General features: G+C 63.6%; 15 protein-coding genes. 12 read left to right on the top strand and 3 right to left on the bottom strand.

The window, feature by feature from the left end:
- The first annotated feature begins 104 nt into the window (after positions 1–104).
- Entirely contained in the window at positions 105–1,001 is an 897-nt protein-coding gene (gene gluQRS, locus PZL22_RS14675) for a tRNA glutamyl-Q(34) synthetase GluQRS (protein ID WP_003533484.1), read from the top strand.
- Positions 1,002–1,019: 18 nt separating this feature from the next.
- Here gluQRS and PZL22_RS14680 read toward each other — a convergent pair whose 3' ends face one another.
- Positions 1,020–1,895: a YihY/virulence factor BrkB family protein gene (locus tag PZL22_RS14680; RefSeq protein WP_010970093.1), complete on the bottom strand. Its 876-nt coding sequence runs from the start codon at positions 1,893–1,895 to the stop codon at positions 1,020–1,022.
- A gap of 170 nt (positions 1,896–2,065) precedes the next feature.
- Between PZL22_RS14680 and PZL22_RS14685 the strand changes: the two genes are divergently transcribed.
- From PZL22_RS14685 to PZL22_RS14700, 4 genes are read left to right on the top strand one after another with little or no spacing between them, the layout of a single operon-like run.
- Entirely contained in the window at positions 2,066–2,899 is an 834-nt protein-coding gene (locus PZL22_RS14685) for an SDR family oxidoreductase (RefSeq protein ID WP_003533481.1), read from the top strand.
- A gap of 23 nt (positions 2,900–2,922) precedes the next feature.
- The gene (locus PZL22_RS14690) at positions 2,923–3,126 is read left to right on the top strand and encodes a twin transmembrane helix small protein (protein ID WP_003533478.1); all 204 of its coding nucleotides are present in this window, start codon (positions 2,923–2,925) and stop codon (positions 3,124–3,126) included.
- Between the two features lie 17 nt (positions 3,127–3,143).
- Complete coding sequence (locus PZL22_RS14695) at positions 3,144–3,722, top strand: cob(I)yrinic acid a,c-diamide adenosyltransferase (RefSeq protein WP_003533476.1); 579 nt, start codon at positions 3,144–3,146, stop codon at positions 3,720–3,722.
- A gap of 38 nt (positions 3,723–3,760) precedes the next feature.
- Positions 3,761–4,552, top strand: coding sequence for a rhomboid family intramembrane serine protease (locus tag PZL22_RS14700; protein ID WP_003533474.1), 792 nt, complete (start codon positions 3,761–3,763; stop codon positions 4,550–4,552).
- A 35-nt stretch (positions 4,553–4,587) separates the two neighbouring features.
- Here the strand turns inward: PZL22_RS14700 and PZL22_RS14705 are convergent, their stop codons facing one another.
- The gene (locus PZL22_RS14705; protein WP_127517538.1) at positions 4,588–4,794 is read right to left on the bottom strand and encodes a hypothetical protein; all 207 of its coding nucleotides are present in this window, start codon (positions 4,792–4,794) and stop codon (positions 4,588–4,590) included.
- Positions 4,795–4,851: 57 nt separating this feature from the next.
- On the opposite strand from PZL22_RS14705, the gene PZL22_RS14710 reads away from it, so the two are divergent.
- The 3 genes from PZL22_RS14710 (at position 4,852) to PZL22_RS14720 (ending at position 7,570) form a co-directional block, all read left to right on the top strand.
- The gene (locus PZL22_RS14710; protein WP_010970096.1) at positions 4,852–5,601 is read left to right on the top strand and encodes an electron transfer flavoprotein subunit beta/FixA family protein; all 750 of its coding nucleotides are present in this window, start codon (positions 4,852–4,854) and stop codon (positions 5,599–5,601) included.
- Positions 5,602–5,624: 23 nt separating this feature from the next.
- Complete coding sequence (locus PZL22_RS14715) at positions 5,625–6,554, top strand: electron transfer flavoprotein subunit alpha/FixB family protein (RefSeq protein ID WP_028010989.1); 930 nt, start codon at positions 5,625–5,627, stop codon at positions 6,552–6,554.
- A 143-nt stretch (positions 6,555–6,697) separates the two neighbouring features.
- Positions 6,698–7,570: a 3-hydroxybutyryl-CoA dehydrogenase gene (locus PZL22_RS14720; RefSeq protein WP_284718700.1), complete on the top strand. Its 873-nt coding sequence runs from the start codon at positions 6,698–6,700 to the stop codon at positions 7,568–7,570.
- Positions 7,571–7,607: 37 nt separating this feature from the next.
- Here the strand turns inward: PZL22_RS14720 and tlpA are convergent, their stop codons facing one another.
- Entirely contained in the window at positions 7,608–8,282 is a 675-nt protein-coding gene (gene tlpA / locus PZL22_RS14725) for a thiol:disulfide interchange protein TlpA (RefSeq protein WP_033048499.1), read from the bottom strand.
- Positions 8,283–8,307: 25 nt separating this feature from the next.
- On the opposite strand from tlpA, the gene argH reads away from it, so the two are divergent.
- From argH to PZL22_RS14745, 4 genes are all read left to right on the top strand, one after another.
- Positions 8,308–9,711 (top strand): argininosuccinate lyase, encoded by a 1,404-nt coding sequence (argH, locus tag PZL22_RS14730; RefSeq protein ID WP_003527414.1) that lies wholly within the window; start codon positions 8,308–8,310, stop codon positions 9,709–9,711.
- Positions 9,712–9,906: 195 nt separating this feature from the next.
- A complete protein-coding gene (gene lptM, locus PZL22_RS14735) occupies positions 9,907–10,107 on the top strand; it encodes an LPS translocon maturation chaperone LptM (RefSeq protein WP_003527415.1) in 201 nt (66 codons plus the stop codon).
- Between the two features lie 14 nt (positions 10,108–10,121).
- Positions 10,122–11,390, top strand: a complete 1,269-nt coding sequence (lysA, locus tag PZL22_RS14740; protein WP_003527416.1) for a diaminopimelate decarboxylase — start codon at positions 10,122–10,124, stop codon at positions 11,388–11,390.
- Positions 11,391–11,530: 140 nt separating this feature from the next.
- A complete protein-coding gene (locus PZL22_RS14745; protein ID WP_003527417.1) occupies positions 11,531–14,188 on the top strand; it encodes a TIGR02302 family protein in 2,658 nt (885 codons plus the stop codon).
- The last annotated feature ends 133 nt before the right edge of the window (positions 14,189–14,321 follow it).

Raw genomic sequence — 14,321 nt, forward strand, 5'->3', positions numbered from 1 at the left:
CTTGCAGCAAAACCAAAGTGCTACAGCGTCCCTTGCGTCTGACACGCACACGGCCCTGTAGAAAGCGGGTGATCTTTACAACGCTTCCATGGCAAAGGAAAAGAATGCCGATTTCACGACCAGAACAACCGGTTTTTCGTTTCGCGCCGAGTCCGAACGGTCTCCTGCATCTCGGCCACGCCCTGTCGGCGATCCTCAATCACGACATGGCGGCAGCCATGGGCGGCCGTTTCCTGTTGAGGATCGAGGATATCGACCGGACGCGCTGCCGGCCGGAATTCGAGGCCGCGATCTTCGGGGACCTCGCCTGGCTCGGCCTCGATTGGGAAGAGCCGGTGCGGCGCCAATCCGAACATCTCGGCGTCTATGCCGCTGCGCTCGAGCGCTTGAAAGCGATGGGTCTCGTCTATCCCGCCGTGATGACGCGCGGTGAAATAAGGGCGGCGGTGGCCGCGGCGGAGGCAAAGGGGCAAGCGTGGCCGCGCGATCCGGACGGAACACCGCTCTATCCCGGCCGCGAGCGCGGCTTCACGCCGGACGAGCAGGCGGCTCTCCTGGCGAGCGGCCGGTCTTATGCCTGGCGTCTCGACATGGGAGAGGCCGTGCGGTGCGCGGGCGGGCCACTCACGTGGCGGGAAACGGGGTTGAGCCAATCGGGCGAAGCCGCGTCGATCGTCGCCGATCCGGCCGCCTGGGGAGATGTCATCCTGTCGCGTTCGGATGCGCCGTCGAGCTATCATCTCTCGGTCGTGGTCGACGATGCCCTGCAGGGCATCACCCACGTCGTGCGCGGCCGCGACCTTTACCACGCGACATCGGTGCATCGCCTGCTGCAGAGGCTCCTCGATCTGCCGCAGCCGGTCTATCACCATCATCGGCTCGTGCTCGGACCGGACGGCCGGAAACTGTCGAAGAGCGACAGCGACACGGGCATTGCCGCCTTCCGAGCCGCCGGGCACAGGCCTGCGGATGTCAGGGCGATGGTTCTTGGCGAGCGATGAGGAGAGGAATCCGCGTCCTTACTCTCCTCGGCCTCCCTGAAAACTGCGCCTGACCATGAGCTTCACCTTGTATTTCAGGATGGCGGCGTTGATTTCCGCACCGATGATGAAGATCGCGCCAAGCATGTAGAGGAAGACCAGGACGATCATGATGGAAGCGAGCCCGGCATAGGTCGTCACGTAGTTGGAAAAATTCGCGATATAGGAGGCGAAGGCGTAGGCGCCCACCGACCACAGCACGAGCGTGAGGAAGATGCCGGGCAGCACGTCTACGACGTTGCGGTGGCCGGCCGGCAGCCACAGATGGGCGACGAGCAAGCCTGCCGTCAGCATGGTCAGCGTCAGCGGCAAGCCCCAATCGTCCACCGCCGCCATCAGCGCATCCAGCCAGGGGAACCACTGATCCGCATTGCGGACCGCCAGAGGCACCGCGACTAGAAGAATGCTGAGGGCGGCCAGAATGAGCACGGCGCCGAGCACGAAGCCGAGGCTCGCGAGCCGCGTCACATACCAGTAGCGGCTTTCGGCAACCCTGTAGGCGCGATTGAGCGCGATCCTCAATGCTTCGACACCGTTCGAGGCGAAATAGGCTGCAGCAAGAACGGAGATCGTAAGCAGGCTGCCGCGCGGGATGGTCAATACGCGCACGACTTCGTCGGCGACCGGCTTGGCGATCGATTCCGGCCAGGTGTCGAAGATCAGATGGACTGCCGTCTGCGCGAACTGATCGGCGCCCAGGAAACTGGCGAGCGCGGTGCCGAAGATCAGAAAGGGAAAGACGGCCATCAGGGAAGAAAGCGCTACGTGACTGGCCATCGCCCAGCCATCGTCCTCGCTGAAATGCCAGAGCGCATCGAACACGACCTTCCAGATGATGCGAACGAATGCCGGCATTCCGTCTCCCACTCTTTCACCAATCCCGCTCCTGATGAGGACCAGCCGGCGCGGCACCTGCGACCGGCCTTGACGTCACGTTCGGGTCCCAGCCATCGCCTTTGCAATTCAATTGTATCCCAACGATGAATATGGGAAATGGGGCTTGGATTTCTACAGGAATCGCGTGGATGCCGGATCGCCCCACCATCATCGTCACCGGTTGCTCCTCAGGCATCGGGGCCTATTGCGCCCGGGCGCTGCAGCGGGACGGCTGGCGGGTCTTCGCGACCGTGCGCCGGCCGGAGGATCAGGCACCGCTGGAGGCCGAAGGCATCGAGACCTTCATCATGGACTATACCCGGCCGGAGACGATTGCCGCGCTGGTGGAAGCCGTGATGGCGCTGAGCGGCGGACGGATCGATGCGCTTTTCAACAATGGCGCCTACGGCCAGGCCGGCGCGGTGGAGGACCTGCCGACGGAGGCCTTGCGGCTCCAGCTCGAAACCAACGTCATCGGCTGGCACGACCTGACGCGGCGCGTCATCCCGGCGATGCGCGCCCGCGGGCATGGCCGCATCGTCCAGTGCTCCTCCATTCTCGGCCTCGTGCCCTATCGCTGGCGCGGTGCCTACAATGCCTCGAAGTTCGCGCTCGAGGCGCTCTCGCTCACATTGAGGATGGAGCTCGCCGGCAGCGGCATCGGCGTGAGCCTGATCGAGCCCGGTCCGATCGCCTCGAAATTCACGACCAATGCGATCGCCTATATCGAGCGGTTCATCGATCTTGAGAATTCCGTCCATCGTGCGGAATACGAGCGGCAGATGCGGCGCCTGCGCGGCGAGAGCAAACCGGCACCCGGCAAGCTCGGCCCCGACGCCGTTTACGCTGCACTGAAACACGCTTTGACGGCACGCCGTCCGAGGCCGCATTATATAGTGACAAGGCCGGCCAGGCAGGGAGCGCTTCTCAAAAAGCTCCTGCCGGCGGCACTGTTCTATCGCATCATCGGTCGCCTCGGCTGACCGAACCCACAAGGATTTACGCCATGAACAGCTTCCTTACCGGTCTGACCCTGCTCGTCATGGGCCTGGTAGCGATCGTGCTGATCCGCGGCCTGCTCAACATGGCCAAGGGCGGCAGCGGCAACACCTCCAACAAACTCATGCAGGCCCGCGTGCTGTTCCAGGCCGTCGCCATCGTGCTGATCATGCTGACGCTCTGGGTGACCGGCGGCGGCCGCCCGAGCTGAGGTAAAGCGACAGCATCATGGTAAAATTGAACAAGATCTACACCCGGACCGGCGACAACGGCACGACCGGCCTCGTCTCCGGCCCGCGGCGCCTGAAAAGTGATCTCAGGGTCGAGGCCTACGGCGCGATAGACGAGGCGAATGCCTTTGTGGGCCTCGCCCGCCAGCACACGGATGCGATCCCGGATCTGGACGCGATGCTCATGCGCGTCCAGAACGATCTCTTCGATCTCGGCGCCGATCTCGCCACACCGGACACGGGCGAGAAGCCCGAATACGAGCCGCTTCGCATCGTCGCTGCCCAGGTCGAGCGCCTCGAACGGGAGATCGACCGGCTGAATGCCGACCTCGAACCGCTGCGCTCCTTCGTCCTGCCGGCCGGCAGCGCCGCTTCGGCCGCCCTCCATGTGGCGCGTACCGTGGCGCGGCGCGCCGAAAGGCAAATGGTCGCACTCGCATCGATGGAAGGCGAGGCCGTCAGCACGGAGGCGATTGCCTATGTCAACCGCCTTTCGGATTTCCTGTTCGTCGCGGCCCGCTGGGCAAATGACAAGGGGCGCGCCGACGTCCTTTGGGCCCCCGGCAACAACAGATAACGTATTTTTGTTTCGGCGCGTGTCGTCTCGGGGATCACATGTTCATACCGCTGCATGACAGGAACGAGCTGAAGCACATAAGGATGCAGTATGTGACGATCACGCTGATCGTCATCGATTTCGTTGCCTGGCTCGCTATCGGGCCCGTCGCAACCGAGGATTTCGCCAATGCTGCGATCCTCGGGCTAGGCTATATCCCCGCGATCATCTTCGATTATGCCGACCTCGATCCCTCGCTGGTGATCGTTCCGGACGAATTCACCTTCGTCACCTACTCCTTTCTGCATGGCGATTTCATGCATCTCGCCATGAACATGCTTTTCCTCTGGGTCTTCGGCGACAATGTCGAGGACGCGCTCGGGCATTTCCGTTTTCTCGTGTTCTATCTTCTGTGCGCGGCCGCCGGAGCGCTGGCCCATGGGCTCCTCGATCCGGCCTCGGAGGCGCCGCTGATCGGCGCCTCCGGCGCCATATCCGGCGTCGTGGCCGCCTATTTCCTCCTGCACCCGAAGGTGCGGGTCTGGGTGCTCGTGCTTTTCCGCATCCCCCTGCCGCTCCCCGCCGCCATTCCGCTCGCCTTCTGGATCGGCCAGCAGTTTTTCATGTTCCTGGCCGATCCCGGCGGCGGCGTTTCCTGGAGCGCGCATGTCGGCGGGATCGTAGCGGGCCTTGTGCTCGTGGTCCTTTTGCGACGCCCCGGTGTGCCGCTGTTCGATCGCACAATCGTCACTCCACGCGCCGTCGAGCACCGGGAGAGAACGCCTGATGAGACATCGCCTGTGGCCGCCGGAGCTTCCAAGCCCGCTCCGCATTGGGGCCGACCGACTTGAACTCAAGGCAAGGTCGAGAAATTAACGTCAAGTTTTCAATGGATTGCACGCGCTTCGTTGGCGGCGATGCCCGAGAGAAGCCGGCCTTGCGGCTCTGCTTGCCAGCGGATTTTTTTACCTGTACGTAAACGTAGGTACGAATAAGCGCGGTCATATCGAATTGGCGTTGGTTCATCGCGATTTAGCGTCAAGAACGGCTTGTCTATGGAGCAAAAACGCGTATCGATGTCGCCAACCGACAATCAGGCCGCCTTGTTAAGGCGCATTTTCCTGCGAACGTTCTTGGAGGGAAAGAATCCATGAAAATACTTGTGACGGTGAAACGGGTGGTCGACTACAACGTCAAGATCCGGGTCAAAGCGGATGGATCGGGCGTCGAGCTTGCCAATGTGAAGATGTCGATGAACCCGTTCGACGAGATCTCGGTCGAAGAGGCGCTGCGGCTGAAGGAAGCCGGCAAGGCGAGTGAAGTGGTGGTCGTGTCGATCGGCCCGGCCAAGGCGGAAGAGACGCTCAGGACCGCGCTCGCCATGGGCGCCGACCGGGCGATCCTGGTCGAGACGGAGGACCAGGTCGAGCCGCTCGCCGTCGCCAAGATCGTCAAGGGCGTGGCCGAGGCCGAACAGCCGGGGCTGATCATCGTCGGCAAGCAGGCGATCGACGACGATTCCAACCAGACCGGCCAGATGCTGTCGGCATTGCTCGGCTGGGCCCAGGGCACCTTTGCCTCCAAGGTCGAGATCGGCGACGGCAAGGTCAACGTCACCCGCGAGGTCGACGGCGGCCTGCAGACGGTCGAACTGAAGCTGCCGGCGGTGGTCACCACCGATCTCAGGCTCAACGAACCGCGCTATGCCTCGCTGCCGAACATCATGAAGGCGAAGAAGAAGCCGCTCGACAAGAAGACCCCGGCCGACTTCGGCGTCGACACCAGCCCGCGGCTGAAAGTCTTGAAGACGGAAGAGCCGTCCGGCCGCAAGGCCGGCGTCAAGGTGAAGACGGTCGCCGAGCTCGTCGAGAAGCTCAAGACCGAAGCCGGCGTGCTTTAAGTTCAGGAAAGGGAGATATCATCATGGCCATTCTGCTTCTGGCTGACCACGACAACAGCCACCTTTCCGACCAGACGGCGAAGGCACTGACGGCGGCAGCGAAGATCGGCGGCGACGTGCATGTGCTGGTTGCCGGTCAGAACGTCAAAGGCATCGCCGAACAAGCCTCCAAGCTCTCGGGCGTTGCCAAGGTGCTGGTCGCCGAGGACGCCTCGCTCGCCAACAACCTCGCCGAGCCGCTGGCGGCCCTGATTGTTTCGCTCGCCGGCAATTACGACACCGTCGTTGCCGCCGCCACCTCGGTCGGCAAGAACGTCATGCCGCGGGTCGCAGCCCTTCTCGACGTCGCCCAGGTTTCGGAGATCATCGAGGTCGTCTCGGCTGACACGTACCGGCGGCCGATCTATGCCGGCAACGCCATCCAGACGGTGCAGACGAGCGAGCCGAAGAAGGTGATCACCGTGCGCACCGCCTCCTTTGCCGCCGCTCAAGAAGGCGGCTCGGCACCGGTCGAGACGGTTGCGGCCGCGGCGAATCCGGGCCTTTCCGCCCATGTTTCCGATGCCCTGTCTTCGTCCGACCGGCCGGAACTGACCTCGGCGAAGATCATCATCTCCGGCGGTCGGGCGCTCGGCTCCTCGGAGAAGTTCAAGGAAGTCATCCTGCCGGTTGCCGACAAGCTAGGCGCCGCCGTCGGCGCCTCCCGCGCCGCCGTCGATGCCGGCTATGCGCCGAACGACTGGCAGGTCGGCCAGACCGGCAAGGTGGTCGCCCCGGACCTCTACATCGCCTGCGGCATTTCCGGTGCGATCCAGCACCTCGCCGGCATGAAGGATTCGAAGGTGATCGTCGCCATCAACAAGGACGAGGAAGCGCCGATCTTCCAGGTCGCCGACTACGGCCTCGTCGCCGATCTCTTCGAAGTCCTGCCGGAACTCGAAAAGGCGCTTTGACGCACCGGCTACCGGCACGAAAAAGCTGGAAAAAGTGCCGGCATGGCATTAACAATCATACCGGGCCGGCCCTGCCGGTCCGGTATTTTTGCATCTGCGGCAGCGTCATTGCCGCAACCTGTTGAACATGGGTGTTCGCTTCAATGATCAAGACGGTGGGAATTATCGGCGCAGGACAGATGGGCTGCGGCATTGCCCATGTTTCGGCAGCCGCCGGATATAAGGTTCAGCTCTACGATATCGCTGCGGACCGCATCGAGGCGGGACTTGCCACCATCAACGGCAATCTGGCCCGGCAGGTCTCCTCCGGCAAGATGAGCGACGAGGACCGCAAGCGGGCGCTTTCCCTGATCAAGGGCTCAGGCGACATCAACGACCTCGCGCAGGCCGATCTCGTCATCGAGGCGGTCACCGAAGACGAAACCGTCAAGCGCAAGATCTACGGGCAGGTCTGCCCGGTCATGAGGCCGGATGCTATCCTGGCGACCAACACGTCGTCCCTGTCCATCACCCGGCTCGCCTCCGCGACCGATCGTCCCGAACGGTTCATGGGCATCCACTTCATGAACCCGGTCCCGGTGATGAAGCTGGTGGAGCTCGTACGCGGTATCGCCACGGAGGAAGAGACCTTCAAGGCGGCAAAGGAATTCGTCGCGCATCTCGACAAGACCGTCACCGTCGCCGAAGATTTTCCGGCCTTCATCGTCAACCGCATCCTGCTGCCGATGATCAACGAGGCGATCTACACGCTCTATGAAGGCGTCGGCACCGTCGATGCCATCGACACGGCCATGAAGCTCGGCGCCAATCATCCGATAGGCCCGTTGCAGCTCGCCGACTTCATCGGTCTCGACACCTGCCTGTCGATCATGCAGGTGCTGCATGACGGCCTGGCGGATTCAAAGTATCGCCCCTGTCCGCTGCTGGTAAAATATGTCGAGGCCGGTTGGCTCGGCCGCAAGTCCGGCCGCGGCTTCTACGACTACCGGGGCGAGGTGCCCGTACCGACGCGCTGACCTTTCAGGCAAGGCGGAAGGCTCCTGCGGCGATCCCTCAACTCCCCGCAGGCGGAGCCAACGCCGCCTCGATCAGGTTCTTCGCATCATCGCTGTCCCATACGGCCGGTCCGTTCATCGACCCCAGAAGGCAGCCCTTTTCGTCGAGGAGCAAGGTAGCGGGAAGGCCGAAGGCGAGCCCCTCCTTCTTGAGCGTGTTGAAAACCCCCATCGAGGCATCGCGGTAGTAGCCGAGTGCATGAACGCCGACCTCGTCGAGGAACGCCTTCGGCTTGTCGTCGGCGCCGGTATCGATGTTGATTGCGACCACCTCGAAACGGTCACCCCCGAGCGTCTGTTGCAGGGCGTTGAGCGCCGGCATCTCCTCCCGGCAAGGCACGCACCAGGTGGCCCAGAGGTTGACCAGAACGGTCTTGCCGGCAAAGGCGGCAAGCGTCAGCGGCTTGCCGTCGGGACCTGCGAAATCGAGGCCGCCGATCGGGCGCGCCTTGTCCGCCGGCGTCATCGCCGCCACCTGGCCGCGCATCAGCGGGGTGAGCGAAGCCACCTTTTGCCCAGCAAGCGGGCAGCTCGCATCGGCCGTCGGCGTGACGCCGCCATTGCCAGACCCCGTCTCCTTCACGTATACCGCAGCCGCACCGGCGATCACGCCCAGAAGGGCGGCGAGCGCGAACAATTTTAGGGCCGGAGGGCGTTTCTTCTGGTCTGGCATTTCATTCTCCAAGGCGGGCATCCTGATGGCTGACGGCAGTTCCGAGACGAAATCCTCCAACCAGATGTGGGGCGGTCGCTTCGCCTCGGGCCCGGACGCGATCATGGAGGAGATAAATGCCTCGATCGGCTTCGACAAGAAGCTCTATGCCCAGGACATCCGCGGCTCAATAGCGCATGCGACGATGCTGGCGCATCAAGGCATCATTTCCGCCGAAGACAAAGACAAGATCGTTCACGGCCTCGACACGATCCTGTCAGAGATCGACAGCGGCGCATTCGAATTCTCGCGGCGGCTGGAAGACATCCACATGAACATCGAGGCGCGGCTGGCGGCCCTGATCGGCCCGGCCGCCGGGCGCCTCCACACGGCGCGCTCGCGCAACGACCAGGTCGCGCTCGATTTCCGCCTGTGGGTCAAGGAGGAGCTGCAGAAGACCGAGAAGGCGCTGACCGGGCTCATCGCTGCCTTTCTCGACCGCGCCGAGGAGCATGCCGAAACGGTGATGCCCGGCTTCACCCATTTGCAAACGGCGCAGCCGGTCACCTTCGGGCATCACTGCATGGCCTATGTGGAAATGTTCGGCCGCGACCGCGCGCGCGTTCGCCACGCGATCGAGCACATGGACGAAAGCCCGATCGGCGCAGCCGCGCTTGCCGGCACCGGCTTCCCCATCGACCGGCACATGACCGCCAAGGCGCTCGGCTTCCGCGAGCCGACGCGCAATTCCATCGACACCGTCTCCGACCGCGACTTCGCGCTTGAATTCCTGTCGATCGCCGCGATCGCGGCGACCCATCTGTCGCGGCTCGCGGAAGAAATCGTCATCTGGTCGACGCCGCAATTCGGCTTCATCCGCCTGTCGGACGCCTTTTCGACCGGTTCGTCGATCATGCCGCAGAAGAAGAACCCGGATGCGGCCGAGCTCGTGCGCGCCAAGACCGGCCGGGTCAACGGCTCGCTGGTTGCACTTCTGACGGTGATGAAGGGTCTGCCCCTCGCCTATTCCAAGGACATGCAGGAAGACAAGGAACAGGTCTTCGATGCGGCCGAGAGCCTCGAACTCGCAATCGCGGCCATGACCGGCATGATCCGCGACGTGACGATACGCGCCGACCGGATGAAGGCCGCAGCAGGCTCCGGCTACTCGACAGCCACCGATCTCGCCGACTGGCTGGTGCGCGAGGCGGGCCTTCCGTTCCGCGACGCCCACCATGTGACCGGCCGCGTCGTCGCGCTTGCGGAACAGAAGGGATGCGATCTCGCCGAGCTCCCGCTTGCCGAGCTGCAGGCGATCAATTCCGCGATAACGGACAAGGTCTACGGCGTCCTGACGGTCGAGGCCTCCGTGGCAAGCCGCACCAGTTTCGGCGGCACTGCGCCCTCCGAGGTCCGCAAGCAGATCGCCTGGTGGCGGGCGCGCAACTAGAGCGCTTCAGGAAAAGTGTGTAACGGTTTTCCGTGGGAAAATGCGTCGGCTCCAAGGCTCCCTGCCCTTCGCAGAAACAGGGTGCACAAGGCGCTGAAAAATCGGTAAGACATCGCACCGGAGCGGTACAGGGAACAGGTTCCTGCCGCCCCCGCGCTCCCAAGATCAACCGGCTCTCAGCTTCGGCAAAGGGAAATGACGATGACATTCAGGAAGGCCGCCCGAATCGCGCTTCTTCTGGCAATCCCGGGGCTGGTTCTCGCCGGCTGCGGGCGTAAGGGCGACCTCGACCGGCCGGGAGCCAGCACACCGATCAACACGAAAACGCCCGCCGGTACTGTCGCGCCGAAGCAAACCGTCGACGACCGCCCATTCCTGCTTGACCCCCTCCTCTGAGCCGAGGAAAGACCGTGAACCATTTCCAATACCGCGACGGAATTCTTTACGCCGAAGACGTGCCCCTGACCGAGATCGCGCGCGCCGTCGGCACGCCGTTCTACTGTTATTCCACCGCCACGCTGGAGCGCCATTACAAGGTCTTTTCGCAAGCCTTTGCCGATGTGGACGCCATGGTGTGCTATGCGATGAAGGCCAATTCGAACCAGGCCGTGCTGAAAACCCTCGGCCGTCTCGGCGCAGGCCTGGACGTCGTGTCCGAGGGCGAACTGCGCCGCGCGCTTGCAGCGGGCATTCCGGCAAGCCGGATCATGTTCTCGGGCGTCGGCAAGACAGCGCGCGAGATGGATTTTGCTCTCGAGGCAGGCATCTATTGCTTCAATGTCGAATCCGAGCCGGAGTTGGAGGTCCTGAACCAGAGGGCCGTTCGCGCCGGCAGACGAGCGCCGGTTTCCTTCCGCATCAATCCCGACGTCGATGCCCGCACCCATGCGAAGATCTCGACCGGCAAGAAGGAAAACAAGTTCGGCATTTCCTGGGAGCGGGCACGTGGCGTCTACGCTCATGCCGCCGAGCTTCCCGGCATCGAAGTGACCGGGATCGACATGCATATCGGCAGCCAGATCACCGAGCTGCAGCCCTTCGACGATGCCTTCAAGCTGTTGCGCGAACTGGTCGATACGCTGCGATCCGACGGGCATGTCATCGAGCACGTCGATATCGGCGGCGGTCTCGGCATTCCCTACCGTGAAGACAACAATCCGCCGCCGTTGCCGGACGCCTATGCCGATATCGTCAAGAACCAGCTCAAGGGCCTCGACTGCAAGATCGTCACCGAACCGGGCCGGCTGATCGTCGGCAATGCCGGCATTCTCGTGACCGAAGTGGTCTATGTGAAGGACGGCGGCGACAAGACCTTCGTCATCGTCGATGGAGCGATGAACGATCTCATCCGACCGACGCTCTACGAGGCCTATCACGAGATACGGCCGGTGAAGATTTCCGCCGCAAGCGCGCCGCGCATCAAGGCCGATGTCGTCGGGCCGGTCTGCGAGACCGGCGACTATCTGGCGCTCGACCGGGAGATGGCGATGCCGAAGCCCGGCGATCTTTTCGCGATCGGCTCGGCCGGCGCCTACGGTGCCGTACAGGCGGGAACCTATAACAGCCGCCTGCTGGTGCCCGAGGTGCTCGTCAAGGGCGATCGTTTCCACGTGATCCGCCCGCGCCGGGACTACGACGAGCTGATCGGCCTCGACTCGGTGCCGGACTGGCTCGACTGAGCTCCAGCGACGCGTTCACGATCGGGGTTGCCGGCGGCGATCACGCATTGTTTTACGGGCCGCCCTCGTCTTCGCCACAAAGAATGTTATCCTGACCATCGACCGCCCGCGGTCGAAGGATCGAAAGGAAGTTTCGGCGGATGACGCAATTCCGGCAGGATGAAACGCCAAAACCGCAGTCGTTCGCCAGGATGCTGGCGGCGAAGCGATTCCTCGCCCGTTCTGTTCTTTTGGCCGAAGAGCTGCTGCCACGCATGCTCGTCCCGGCCTCGCTCGTTCTTCTGTTTCTCTCCGCCGGCTGGGTCGGCCTCTTTCGGGCCGCGCCGTTCTGGCTGCATGCCGCCCTTCTTTTTCTCTTCGTCGTAGGGCTGTTCGTCTCCCTGTTGCCGCTGACCCGCATTCGCTGGCCGGAAACGCCCGAGGCGGACCGGATGCTGGAAGAGCGCAACCGGCTGCCCCATCAGGCGATCCGCGTCCAGGACGATGCGCCCGCGACGGAAGGAGCGTTCGGCGCCGCACTCTGGCGCGAACATCAGGCGCGTATGGCGCGCATGGTCAGGGAACTCGATACGGGTCTGCCGCGCCCCGATATCGCACGGCATGACCCGTGGGCGCTGCGGGCCATCCCCGTCCTCCTTGCCTGCATCGCCTTCGCCTATTCCTATTCGAACCGCGCCGGACTGATTTCGGACGCCTTCCGCCTGCCAGAGCAGGAGGTAACGGCTGCCGACATCCGTATCGATGCATGGGTGACGCCGCCCGCCTATACCGGCCGCGCGCCGATCTTTCTTACGGGCCGTCAGGACGCGACGGACCCAACACAGGAGAAGGATCCGCAGGAGAAGGCTCAGATAACGATACCGCAGTTCAGCGATCTTACGGTGCGGATAACCGGGGCCGGGACGGAGGAAACGGTCAGCTACGCCGAGGCGGGCAACGAGCCGGTGGCAATCCCGCCGTCCGACGCCAAGGCGGAGGCGACATCCAGGCCGGGAACAGCCGAACCTGAAACGCCCCGGTCTGAAACGCCCCAGGCAACTCCGAATGCGGTCCGCAATCATGTTTACAAGATCGCCAAGGACGGAACGCTCTCCGTCGGCGGCCAGAGCTGGAGCTTCAAGATCACGCCCGACAGCGTGCCCGGCATCGCTTTCGACGGCGCACCGCGTCCAACCGTCAATGCAGCGCTCGATATCAGCTACCTGGCCCATGACGACTACGGCATCGCCCAGGCCTGGGCCGAAATCAAGCCCCTCGAGGAGCCCGCAAAGGATGCCCATCCGCTCTACGCCCCTCCCGAATATCGCCTCGATCTGCCGCGCCGCAATGCCCGTGAGGCAAAGGGTACGACGAGCCGCAATCTGAGTGAGCATCCGCTTGCCGGAAAGCGCGTGAGCATCACGCTCGTCGCTCGTGATGCAGCCGGCCAGGAGGGACGAAGTGTGCCGCAGGAGATCGTTCTGCCTGCGCGCCGGTTCTTCGAACCCCTCGCCGCTGCCGTCGCAGAACAGCGCCAGGTCTTCGCGCTCGACGCCAACCAATTGCCGCGCGCGATCGATCTCAATGATGCGCTCACGCTTTACCCCGAGGAGACGATCCCCAATGCCACCCACTTCCTGCTCTTGAAGTCGGCACGCACGCGCATGCAGCTCGCCCGAAATGACGACATGCTGCGCGATGCCGCCGACCACCTGTGGGAAATCGCTCTCGGCATCGAGGACGGTGACCTGTCGCTCGCTGACCGGCGGCTGCGCGACGCGCAGCAGGCCCTGTCGGACGCGCTCGAACGCAATGCCTCGGACGAGGAAATCGCCCGGCTGATGGACGAGCTTCGCCAGGCGATGCAGGAATATATGCAGGCGCTCGCCGAGCAGGCCGCGAAGAACCCGGCTGTCGCCGCCAATCCCGAGATGAACAACGTTCTGCGCCAGCAGGACCTGCAGAAGATGATGGACCAGATCGAAAATCTGGCCCGTTCCGGCGCGCGCGATCAGGCGCGGCAGATGCTCTCCGAGCTGCAGAGGATGATGAACAATCTCCAGGCCGGACGCATGCAGCAGCAGATGGGCGAGCAGAACAACGCCATGCGGCAGCAGATGGACAAGCTCGGCGAGCTGATGCAGCAGCAGCAGCAACTGATGGACGAAACCTTCAAGCTGGACCAGGCACTGCGCGACCGGATGCAGCGCGGCGATCCGCTCGAAGGCGAGGACGAGGAACTCTTCGGCCAGGACATGCCCCAGGAGCCGGGGCAGCGGGGTGACCCCAATGGCCAACCCAACCCGATGGACGACATGACCGCCGAGCAATTGAAGGAGGCTCTCAAGCAATTGAGAGAGCAGCAGGAATCGCTTGGCAAGCAACTCGGCGACCTGCAGAAGGGGCTCGAGAATTTGGGGATCAAGCCCGGCAAGGGCTTCGGTCAGGCGCAGCGCGAGATGGAAGGTGCCGCCGGCGCTCTCGGGAAGGGCCAGGGCGAGCAGGCGGTCGGCAGCCAGGGCCGGGCCCTGCAGGCCCTGCGCGAGGGCGCGCAGGACATGATGAACCAGATGCAGGCCCAGGGTCAGGGGCAAGGTCCCGGACAAGGCATTCCGCAATATGGTCAGAACGGACGTGACCCGCTCGGACGCCGGCAGCAGAACGCCGGCCCCGATTTCGGCGATCAGGTGAAGGTGCCCGACGAGATCGACACGCAACGCGCCCGCCAGATTCTGGAAGAGATCCGTCGTAAGTTGGGTGACAGCCTGTCGCCCGAGCTGGAGCGGCAGTATCTCGAGCGGCTGCTCGACATGCGGTGATGGCAAGGGCGGATGGGCCCTTCGGCGCTTACGCGCGTTTCAGCCCCTCATCCGGCCTGCCGGCCACCTTCTCCCCGCACGCGGGGCGAAGGGACAAGCGGCGCCAACTGAACTCTGCATTCACCGCCCGTTC

This window comes from Ensifer meliloti (assembly GCF_030064585.1).
Taxonomy (GTDB): Bacteria; Pseudomonadota; Alphaproteobacteria; order Rhizobiales; family Rhizobiaceae; genus Sinorhizobium; species Sinorhizobium meliloti.

Coding starts and splice junctions, on each gene's coding strand:
- gluQRS (WP_003533484.1), top strand. CDS start 105: ATGCCGATTTCACGACCAGAACAACCGGTTTTTCGTTTCGCGCCGAGT.
- PZL22_RS14680 (WP_010970093.1), bottom strand. CDS start 1,895: ATGCCGGCATTCGTTCGCATCATCTGGAAGGTCGTGTTCGATGCGCTC.
- PZL22_RS14685 (WP_003533481.1), top strand. CDS start 2,066: ATGCCGGATCGCCCCACCATCATCGTCACCGGTTGCTCCTCAGGCATC.
- PZL22_RS14690 (WP_003533478.1), top strand. CDS start 2,923: ATGAACAGCTTCCTTACCGGTCTGACCCTGCTCGTCATGGGCCTGGTA.
- PZL22_RS14695 (WP_003533476.1), top strand. CDS start 3,144: ATGGTAAAATTGAACAAGATCTACACCCGGACCGGCGACAACGGCACG.
- PZL22_RS14700 (WP_003533474.1), top strand. CDS start 3,761: ATGTTCATACCGCTGCATGACAGGAACGAGCTGAAGCACATAAGGATG.
- PZL22_RS14710 (WP_010970096.1), top strand. CDS start 4,852: ATGAAAATACTTGTGACGGTGAAACGGGTGGTCGACTACAACGTCAAG.
- PZL22_RS14715 (WP_028010989.1), top strand. CDS start 5,625: ATGGCCATTCTGCTTCTGGCTGACCACGACAACAGCCACCTTTCCGAC.
- PZL22_RS14720 (WP_284718700.1), top strand. CDS start 6,698: ATGATCAAGACGGTGGGAATTATCGGCGCAGGACAGATGGGCTGCGGC.
- tlpA (WP_033048499.1), bottom strand. CDS start 8,282: ATGCCAGACCAGAAGAAACGCCCTCCGGCCCTAAAATTGTTCGCGCTC.
- argH (WP_003527414.1), top strand. CDS start 8,308: ATGGCTGACGGCAGTTCCGAGACGAAATCCTCCAACCAGATGTGGGGC.
- lptM (WP_003527415.1), top strand. CDS start 9,907: ATGACGATGACATTCAGGAAGGCCGCCCGAATCGCGCTTCTTCTGGCA.
- PZL22_RS14745 (WP_003527417.1), top strand. CDS start 11,531: ATGACGCAATTCCGGCAGGATGAAACGCCAAAACCGCAGTCGTTCGCC.